Genomic DNA, 9,623 nt, shown 5'->3' with positions numbered 1-9,623 from the left:
CTCACCGTCGGCGGTCGGGGCGAACAGCCCGCGCACCCGGTCCACGGCGTGCTGGGTCTTCCATGGTTGACCGATGTAGTTGTACAGCCACGGCACACCGAAACTCGGTTCGTTGCCGGCCCACAGGTAGGGCTGGTTGGGACCGACATTGAGCTTGTCGGTGAAGCGGTCGAGCCGGTCGGCCACGGCGGCGCGGCCGCCGAGCGCGGTCACCAGTCCCGCCACGTTGTGGGGGACCGACCAGACGTACTGTTCGGCATTGCCCTCGTCGTAGCCGACCTGGCCGAAGTTCTCCGGGGCCACCACGAACCCGGGACCGGGGCGGAAGAAGCCGGTCCAGCTGCGCGGCAAGACGTATCGCGTGGTGGGGTTGAACAGGTTCTGCCAATACTGCGCCCGGTTCGCGAATTCGGTGGCGGTCGCGGCGTCACCCAGCGAGTCGGCGAATCGGGAGATCGCGAAGTCGTCGATCGACCACTCGAGGGTGATCGACGCGTCGGCGATCCAGCCGTTGCGGCCGAACTCCAACGTGAACGGCGCATAGCCGAACCGCAGGTAGGTGCCGATGCCGCGACGCTCGACGTAACCGGCCAGGCCCACGCCGCCTTTGGTCGCCCCGTCCACCATGTAGCGCAACGCCTTTTGCGTGTCGAAGTCATTGGCGCCGAACGCATTCCAATTCACGATCAGCGGGGTCACGCTGTCCCCGCTCATCTCCCCGGTCGCGGCGTTGGCGAACGCCCAGCGCGGCAGCGCTCCACTCTGCTCGGCGTCGTTCACCAACGATTGGGCCATGTCGCTGGCCCGCTCCGGAAACAGCAACGCCTGCAGCGCCGCCAGGCACCGGTAGGTGTCCCAGTCGGAGAAGTTGGCGTACTGCGTGTGCCCGGCGGCGACCGTGTGGATGGAGCCGTCGAACCCGACGTAGCGTCCGTCGGCGTCGTTGAACATGTTGGGGTGCAACAGGGATCGATACAGGGAGGTGTAGAAGGTGCTCAGGTCGTCGACGTTGCGGCCGGCCACCGAGACGCGGGACAGCGCGGCGTTCCAGTCGCGGGACGCGGCGCCGCGAACGTCGTCGAAGCCGGCCGAGCCCTCGGCCGCCAGGTTCGCCCGGGCCCCCTCGATCCCGACGTAGGAGACCGCGGTGCGCACCTCGAGCGTCGAGCCGGCCGGGAATTCGACGTATCCGCCGGCATACGGCGCGTTGGCGCTGCGGGCGCCGGGGTAGACGGCGGTGCCGTCCCAGGACCCGTAGCCGGTGAAGGGCTGGCTGAACTTCATCGCGAAGTACACCGTGTAGGCGTTCGGTTTGTCGCAGAATCCCCCGCTGGTGGCCCAACCGGTGATCGTGGTGTTGTCCTCCCCGATCTGGATGGTCGCGCGCGAGTTGCCCGCCAACGACGAGCCGGAGCGCACCTGCAGCAGCGCGGGCCGGCCGTTGCGCGGATAACTGAAACGGCCGACGCCCGTGTGCGCGGTGGCGGTGAGTTCCGCCTTCACGCCGGTGCCGGGGAACCGCACCGCGTAATAACCGGGGACGCCCTGCTCGCTGTCGTCGTGGGCGATGCCTTCGGTGGCATTCCAGGGTTGCCGACCGATCCCGCCGGTGACCGGCAGCATCGAGATGTCGCCGAACGCAGCGCATCCCACCGACGCGTGGGTCATGCTGAAGCCAGTGGCGCGCGGGTTGTCGTAGTTGTAGCCAGCGTAGTTGCCGACGGTGTCCGGCGAGTACTGCACCATCCCGAAGGGCACCGTGGCACCGGGGAAATTGTTGATCTCCCCGACCGTCTCGCCGCCCGTCCCGGTGCCGATGAGCGTGGCGACGTGGTCGACCGGATTCGCCACGAACACCGGCGGACCGTCGTATCCCCTGGGTGGGGCCGCCGCGATGAAGACCATGAAGACAGCCGACGCCGCGATGACCGCAATGAGGGCCCGCCGCGACCGCATACCTGTCTAATACTCCGCTAACGAACCGAAAACGCCGTATTCGTGGGGCGTTTCGGCCGGCGAATTGGACAACTATTGGGGCCGCACCGAGTCGCGGGCAAAAACTCCAAAAGATACCGGCAAACCGTCGAGGTTTTTCCGTTACTGTCATGCCCAGCACGGCTGGCGCTGGTACCGGCCCAATTTTCGGGAGATTGGATCGATGAAACATTTGACGCTAGCAACCATTTCCGTGGCGCTCAGTCTGGCGCTCGTCGGTTGCGGCCACGACCACAAATCCGGCGATAAAGCGTCGACTTCCACTTCGACGACGACGTCGTCTGCCACGTCGACGTCGTCGCAGACCGGCGCGCCACCCGCGGCGAAGGCCAAGTACACCATCGCCGACTACGTCAAGGACAACAACATCGCCGAGACACCCGTGCACCACGGCGACCCCGGCCCGAACGTCGACCTGCCGGTGCCCGCGGGCTGGCAGCTCAACCAGAACTCCGGCACCTCGTATGGCGGCATCGTGCAGAGCCAGCCCGCCAATCCCGCCGATCCGCCGACCGTCTCGGCGCTGTACTCCAAGCTGAGCGGCAATGTCGATCCCGCGAAGCTCATCCAATTCGCTCCGGGCGAGGTGCAGAATCTGCCCGGATACCAGGGCACCGGCAACGGCTCGGCGTCCACGCTCGGCGGCTTCCAGGCCTGGCAGGTGGGCGGCACGTACCAGCGGGGCGGCCAGACCCGGGTCATCGCGCAGAAAACCGTGGTGATCCCCAGCCAGGGCGCGGTCTACGTGCTGCAGCTCAACGCCGACGGGCTGGAAAGCGACCAGGGCCCGCTGATGGACGCCACCAACATCATCGACGACCAGACCACCATCACGGGCTGAATGGCGGGCCGCGGGGCGCGGTTGCCTCTACGGTGAACGCATGACAGAGCAGTCGTATGCGGTGGACGCCGGTCATCCACCGTCGGCGCTGATGCGTCTGGTCAATCCGGTGATGGGGTTCTTGCTGCGCAGCCCGCTGGCCGGGCTGGCCCGCAAGCAGTTCATGGTGCTGAGTTTCACCGGGCGAAAGACGGGACGCGCTTATTCAATTCCGTTGAGCGCCCATGTGATTGACGGCGAGCTGTACGCGCTGACCGGAAATCCGTGGAAGCAGAACTTCCGCGACGGCGGACCGGTCCAGGTCGTTTACGACGGCAAGACGACGGCGATGCGCGGCGAGCTCATCCGCGACCGGGCCGTCGTCTCCGACCTGCTGGTGCGCTGCGCCGAGTCCTACGGGGTCCAGCGCGCGCAGCGCATGATCGGGTTGAAGTTTCGCGACCAGCGCATCCCGACCCGCGACGAGTTCGCCGAGGCGGTCGACCGGCTGCATCTGGGTGCGGTGCGGCTGAGTCCGGCGTCCTAGCACCGCACCCGCTCAGGTGGTGTCGCCGCTCTCGGGCGCGCGCAGGTGGGCGCCCCGCAGGCGCTGGTCGAATCGCGAGCGCGCGGTGATGACCTCTTTGCCCAGCGCCGAGAAGTCCTCGGCGATCCGTTGGGCGAGCAGTCCGAGCTTGGTGTTTCCCGACTGGGACAGCGTTTTGAGCATGTTGAACGCGGCGTCTTCGTCGATGCCGTAGATCAGCATCAGCATGCCCTTGGTCCGCTCGATCACGCCGCGGCGCCCGGCGATTTCGGCGACCTTCGCGCTGATGGATTCCTCGCGGCTGCGCGCGGGCGTCGGCGTGACTTCGATGTAGAAGCCGTGCGTCCCGACGACGTTGCCGTCGTCATCGCAGAATTGGTCGCCCACCACCAGGACGTGATGGATCATGCCGCCGGTGTCCACGATGCGATGCCGTGTGCTGAATGCCTGACGACGCCTGATCATGTCGTTGATGCCGTCGGTCACCTGAGGACGATCGGCCGGATGCTTGTGCGACAGCACCAGTTCCGTGGTGGGTGTCACCGTGCCGGGTTGGTACCCGTGCATGCGCTGGACCTGGTCGGACCATACCCAGCGGTGGCCTTCGAAGTAGAAGCGGAACCAGCCCACGGATTGTGGGGTGGCGCCGGCCAGCCCCCGCTCGATCGCTGCGGCTTGGCTGTCTAGATTCCAAGCCACGGCTGACGTTTCGCGTAGTGGGCGGCAGAATTTGGTAGCGATCGCAGCTGGATCGCTACCGCCCGGGCGGGAAAACCGGTACTGCACATGCAGGAGTGGGATACCCCCATGGGGGTTAGGTTACATTTTCTGACCACTGGTCATGCCCGGAATCTCAAAATTGCCGGGCGAGTAAGTTTGGCGTTCAGATCCGGCGCCGCAGGCGTTCGACGAGGGCGACCAGCTTCGCGTGGTGCGACCCGGCCCAATAGATGCGGCCGCATTGCGTGCACCGGCTGAAGTCGTCGTAGTGCTCGCGGGTCAGCGGCTCCAGCTCATCGATCACGTCCTCCTTGGCGACCGGAGCCAACATGCCGTTGCAGCGCACACACCGGCTCAGCGGCGCCAGCCGTCGCTCCAAATCGAGCCGGCGGAGCACGGCGACCGCCTGCTCCTCCGGATCGTCCGAGCGAACAAACAGGCCATGGGTGACGGCGCGGCGCTTCAACAGGCCGCGGTCGCGGGTCAGCAGGATGCGCCGCTGCGCGCCGCTGATCTCGGCCAGGGTCTGGTCATCGGCGTCGTTCGACCACCACACGTCGAACCCGAACAGCCGCAGCAACCACGCGAGCCGGCCGAGGTTGACGTCGACGACGAAGCGCGGGTCGCGCAACGGCACGGGCCGAAGCCTGCCGGTCGGGCCGATGTCGAGCGCCTCGAACACCGGATAGGCGGCGACGCGGTCCCCGGAGACCGGGCGGTAATCGAACCCCCGGGCCGCATCGTTCACCAGGATGAGGTCGACCTCGGTGTGCGGAATTCCCATCGCCTCCAACACATCTTTGACGCTCTGGTGGGGTTTGAAGGGCCGGCGCACGGTGTGCCCGCGCAACGGCGCCGCGACGAAGTCATTGAGTTCGGCGTATGCCCGAACTTCGATGTAGCCGGTCGGCTCGCTCACGCCGGTCCCGCGCCCGCGGCCGCGCGGGTTCGGGTGACGACGGGCTGCTCGAACCCGGCGTCGGCCACGGCCCGTTGCACCGCCTCGCCGACCGCATTCGCGCGCTCGTGCGGCACCAGCGCGATCACACAGCCGCCGAAGCCGCCGCCGGTCATCCGCGCGCCCAGCGCGCCCGCGCGCACCGCGGTCTCAGCGATCAGGTCGATGCGTTCGGTGGTGATGCCGAAGTCGTCACGCATGGAGGCGTGCGAGGCGGTGAAGATCCTCCCGGCTTCGGAATAGTCCGAATTACGCAGCGCCGCAACGCAATCGATGACCCTCTGGTTTTCGGTCAGCACGTGTCGGGCGCGCCGGGCGTCGGCGGGATCGCGCACGGCCGTCAGGTCGACGGGCCCACGATCGGCGGCCTCACGCAGCGAGGACGCCGACAGTTCGGCCGCCGCCCGCTCGCACGACGCGCGCCGCGCCGCGTAGTCGCCGCCGGCGTGGCTGTGGCGCTGCCGCGAGTCGATCAGCAACAGCGTGACACCCGCGGCGGCCGGGTCGAAAACCACCGGCGTGACGGTGAGGTCGGCGAAGTCGATCAGCACCGCCGTCGCGTCGCGGCCGCAGAGCGCGGCCAGCTGATCGAGCAAACCCGTTGGCGCCCCGACGTATTCGTTTTCGGCGCGCTGGGCCAGCCGGGCCTGTTCCTTGGGGTCGATGCGGACACCCGCGGCCGTGGTGATCGCGCCCAGCGCCGCGCATTCCAGCGCCGCCGACGACGACAGACCCGAGCCCATGTGCAGGTCGCTGGTGATCGACATGGCGCCGCCCGGCACCGGGTGGCCGCCCTGGCGCAGCGCCCAGATCACCCCGGCCACGTAGGCCGCCCAGCCGGCCACCTCGCCGGGAACGGTGCCGATCCGAACGCGCACCGGGGCATCGGCGCGGTCGCTGACGACGGTGATCGCGTCGTCGTCGGTGGGCGTGAACGTCGCCACGGTGCGCTGCGGTAGCGCGATGGGCAGCGCGAAACCCAGGTTGTAGTCGGTGTGTTCGCCGATCAGGTTGATCCGCCCCGGGGCGGCGTAGCGGATCGGCGTGGTCATTGCGCGAGGCCCCGCAACAGCTGGGCCACGCTTTCCGGCGTGACGTCACCGATGAAGGCATCCATCGCCGATTCGGAGGCCGCCAGGTACTTGAGCTTGGTGGCGCTGCGCCGGATGGACATCAATTCGACGTGGAAGTAACCCTCGGCCTGGGCGGCGGTGTCGGCGTACTGATGCAGCGCCGAAATGTAGGGCAGCGGCGCGGAATACAGCCGGTCGAAGCGCCTGAGCACGTCGAGGTACACGTCGACGAATGCGCAGGATTCGTCCTCGCCGAGTTCGGTCAGGTTGCGCACGAACCGGTTCGGGTAGATGTGCACCTCCACCGGCCAGCGCGCCGCGAACGGCACGAACGCGGTGAACAACTCGTTGCGCGCGATGACGCGGCTGCCGGCCTCGACCTCGCGGGCCAGCAGGTCGGCGAACAGGTTGCCGCCGTGGCGTTCTCGATGCAGACGGGCCTGCTCCAGCATGGCGGCGGTGCGCGGCGTCAGATAGGGGTAGCCGTAGATCTGACCGTGCGGGTGGGTCAACGTCACCCCGATTTCCTCGCCGCGGTTCTCGAAGCAGAACACCTGCTCGATGCCCGGCCTGGCCATCAGGTCGGCGGTGCGATGCCGCCACGCCTCGACGACCAGCCGTGCGTGCGCCGGCTCGAGCTGGGCGACGGATCCGGTGTGGTCGGCCGAAAAGCAGATCACTTCGCAGCGGCCGTGCCCAGGCGCGGCCGCAAAGCCGTCGTCGGCGGGCACGGGCGGCGAGACCGGCGACGACGGCAGCGCGCCGGACAGGCTGGGGAAGCGGTTCTCGAAGACGACGACGTCGTAATCGGGCGCGGGCACCTCACTGGTCAGCCCGGTCGGGCCCGGGCACAGCGGGCACGCCTCGGGTGGCGGCTTGTAGGTGCGGTCCTGGCGCAGCGCCGCGATGATCACCCACTGCCCGGTGGACCGGTCGAACCGCAGCTGCGACTGCGCGGAGGGCTCAGCGGCACGCGACGGCAGCGGCCGGCGATCTTCGACCGGCGCCGGGTGATGCCCCGGCAGCGCGAAGAACAGCAGCTCACGACCGTCAGCCAGCTGCGCGCGCGTCGGCTCGGTCACGATGTCGAAGACTACTTTGGTCGCCGTGGCGCGGTTCGGGTAACCATGGGGGGTAAGCGCACGAGAGGGGTCATCGGAATAACTGTTCTTTACGAACGCGCCCGCAATTGGGTGATCGGCTCCGATCCTGGCTTGCTTCGGTTGCGCATGGCGACCCGGACGACGGCCGCGCTCGGCCTCTCCCTGCTGGCGCTCTTCATCCTGACCAAGGCGACGGGACAACCCCTGACCGTCGCCCTGCTGGGCGTCGTCATCACCATGGTCGCGTCACGCTCCGTCAACGAACCCGACCCGCGCCAGCAGCGAATCACCATGGCGCTGTTGCCGTTGCCGGCCGCGGTGTCCATCACCGCCGCCGCGGTGCTGGCCCCGCACCTGGTGGCCAGTGACGTCGTGTTCGTGGCCGTGGTCTTCACCGCGGCGTACATCCGCCGCTTCGGGGCGCGGGGCAGGGCGCTGGGCATGGTCGCGTTCATGTCCTACTTCTTCACGCTGTATCTGCACGCCCGCCTCGCGGAGCTGCCCTGGATGATCGGGGCGGTCGCGGTGGGCACCGTGTGCACGTTCGTGATGAGCACCTACGTGATGCCCGATCGACCGGAGCGGGTGTTGCGCGACACCGTTCGGGCCCTGCGCGCCCGGATGGCGATCGTCATCGACACCACCGCCGAAGCGGTGCGGACGGGCCGCCTCGATGAGCGGCGGCGCCGCCGCATGCGGGCCCGCACCATCCGGCTCAACGAGACCGCCCTGTTGGTGCAGAGCCAGATCGAAGACAAGGCCGACCCCGCCACCCTGTGGCCCGGCGTCACCACCGAGCAACTGGCCCCCTGGCTGCTGGATGCCGAGCTGGCCATCGAATGGGTGGCCACCGCCGGTCGACGGGCCGCCGTCCTTGCCTGCGAGGCCCCGGACGCCATCCCCGCACCCACCCGGGCCGCGCTCGTCGACGCGCTGACCGAGCTGGCGCGAGCGATCCGGCTCCCCGAACCCGACGGGCTGCGCCGGGCCGCCGACCGCGCGCAGCGACTGCTGGACGAGCAGCGCGGCCCCGCCTCGGACCCGGCCGGCGATGACTCGGGCGCCACCGCCGTGCGGCGCCTGGCCCTGGCGATAATCAACGCCGCCACAGCGACTTCCGATGTGCGGGCGATCGTCGACCGGGCCACCACCGGCCGCCCCCTCGACGACGCCGCCACCTCCCCGGCGGCGCCCGAGGGTGACGAACCCGACGAGGCCACCGAGGAAGAGCCGTCCACCGGGCTGCCGCCGACCACCCGGCAGGCCATCCAGGTGTCGGTCGCCGCATCGTTGGCCATCGTCGTCGGCGAGCTGGTGTCGCCCGCGCGCTGGTATTGGGCGGTGATCGCCGCGTTCGTCATCTTCGCCGGCACCAACTCCTGGGGCGAAACCTTGACCAAGGGCTGGCAACGGCTGCTCGGCACGCTGCTCGGCGTGCCCTGCGGCGTGCTGGTGGCCACGTTGCTGACCGGCCACAAGACCGCCGCGCTGGCCGGCATCTTCGTGTGCCTGTTCTGCGCCTTCTACTTCATGACGGTCACCTACAGCTTGATGACGTTCTGGATCACCACGATGCTGGCGCTGCTGTACGGCCTGCTCGGCCAGTTCTCGTTCGGCGTGCTGATGCTGCGCATCGAAGAGACGGCGATCGGTGCCGTCATCGGGGCGACGGTGGCGGTCCTGGTGCTGCCGACCAACACCAGAACCGCGATCCGCATCGACACCCGGGCCTTCTTGACGAGCCTGTCCGCCCTGATCGAGGTGTCGGCCGCGACGATGTTCGGCGAGGCGGACAGCGCCAGCCCCTCGGAGCAGGCGCGTCAGGTCGGTCGCGATCTACAGCAGTTCCGGGTCACCGCCAAGCCGTTGCTGGCCGGGGTCGCCGGGCTGGCCGGCCGGCGCAGCATCCGCCGCGCGCTGCGCATCTTCACCGCCTGCGACCGGTACGGTCGAAGCCTGGCGCGCAGCGCCGAGCAGTATCGCGATCCGGTCGGGTCACCCTCGCTGGCCTCGGAACTGGCGCAAGCGTTTTCGGCGGCCGCGGACCAGACGCGGCGCAACATCGAAGCGTTGCAGGAAGCCATCGAAGGGGGCCACGCACCGACGCTGATCTCGGCGGCCGACGAACTCGACGCCGCCGAGACGGTGGCCCGGCAACAGGACGGCGACGGCCGCGATGCCATGAGCCCCGACACCCGGCGGTTCCTCACCGCCGTGCACGCCCTGCGCCAGATCGAGCGCGCCATCATCACCGCGGCCACCAATCTCGGTGGGCGCGAGAGCGTCAAGACCGCCAGTCCCGCGTCGCGCTGATCCGGTGCCTCGCAGATTTGCTAGGCGATCCGCACGCACGCGGCTAGCATCGTGCTAACCGCCACCGCCAGGGCAGCAGTCGAGGAGAAATCCG

The 9,623-nt window shown here is 68.7% G+C and carries 8 protein-coding genes; 3 read left to right on the top strand and 5 right to left on the bottom strand.

The genetic code is table 11. From position 1 onward, the window contains the following. On the bottom strand, window positions 1-1,956 hold a 1,956-nt coding region (locus A5646_RS07700), incomplete at its 3' end, for a GH92 family glycosyl hydrolase (protein WP_067020983.1). Between the two features lie 202 nt (window positions 1,957-2,158). Between A5646_RS07700 and A5646_RS07695 the strand changes: the two genes are divergently transcribed. After that, complete coding sequence (locus A5646_RS07695; RefSeq protein WP_066866365.1) at window positions 2,159-2,836, top strand: LpqN/LpqT family lipoprotein; 678 nt, start codon at window positions 2,159-2,161, stop codon at window positions 2,834-2,836. 40 nt (window positions 2,837-2,876) lie between these two features. Then, window positions 2,877-3,362 (top strand): hypothetical protein, encoded by a 486-nt coding sequence (locus A5646_RS07690; protein ID WP_067020979.1) that lies wholly within the window; start codon window positions 2,877-2,879, stop codon window positions 3,360-3,362. Between the two features lie 12 nt (window positions 3,363-3,374). Here A5646_RS07690 and A5646_RS07685 read toward each other — a convergent pair whose 3' ends face one another. The 4 genes from A5646_RS07685 to galT form a co-directional block, all read right to left on the bottom strand. Next, window positions 3,375-4,061 (bottom strand): PAS and ANTAR domain-containing protein, encoded by a 687-nt coding sequence (locus tag A5646_RS07685; protein WP_066866367.1) that lies wholly within the window; start codon window positions 4,059-4,061, stop codon window positions 3,375-3,377. A 184-nt stretch (window positions 4,062-4,245) separates the two neighbouring features. Then, window positions 4,246-5,001 carry a Mut7-C RNAse domain-containing protein gene (locus tag A5646_RS07680; RefSeq protein WP_066877616.1) on the bottom strand — a complete coding sequence of 252 codons (756 nt, stop codon included), beginning with the start codon at window positions 4,999-5,001 and terminating at the stop codon, window positions 4,246-4,248. Further along, window positions 4,998-6,092 (bottom strand): galactokinase, encoded by a 1,095-nt coding sequence (locus A5646_RS07675; RefSeq protein ID WP_066866371.1) that lies wholly within the window; start codon window positions 6,090-6,092, stop codon window positions 4,998-5,000. Before A5646_RS07675 ends, A5646_RS07680 begins: the two co-directional genes overlap by 4 nt. Next, window positions 6,089-7,195, bottom strand: coding sequence for a galactose-1-phosphate uridylyltransferase (gene galT, locus A5646_RS07670; protein WP_066866373.1), 1,107 nt, complete (start codon window positions 7,193-7,195; stop codon window positions 6,089-6,091). Before galT ends, A5646_RS07675 begins: the two co-directional genes overlap by 4 nt. A gap of 111 nt (window positions 7,196-7,306) precedes the next feature. Here galT and A5646_RS07665 point away from each other — a divergent pair, with 111 nt between their 5' ends. After that, window positions 7,307-9,529: an FUSC family protein gene (locus A5646_RS07665; protein ID WP_066877614.1), complete on the top strand. Its 2,223-nt coding sequence runs from the start codon at window positions 7,307-7,309 to the stop codon at window positions 9,527-9,529. Window positions 9,530-9,623 lie beyond the last annotated feature (94 nt).

It is taken from the genome of Mycobacterium sp. 1245499.0 (genome assembly GCF_001673615.1).
GTDB lineage: Bacteria > Actinomycetota > Actinomycetes > Mycobacteriales > Mycobacteriaceae > Mycobacterium > Mycobacterium europaeum_A.
Note: the sequence above shows the minus strand (reverse complement) of the source record. Positions and strands in the feature narration are given on the sequence as shown.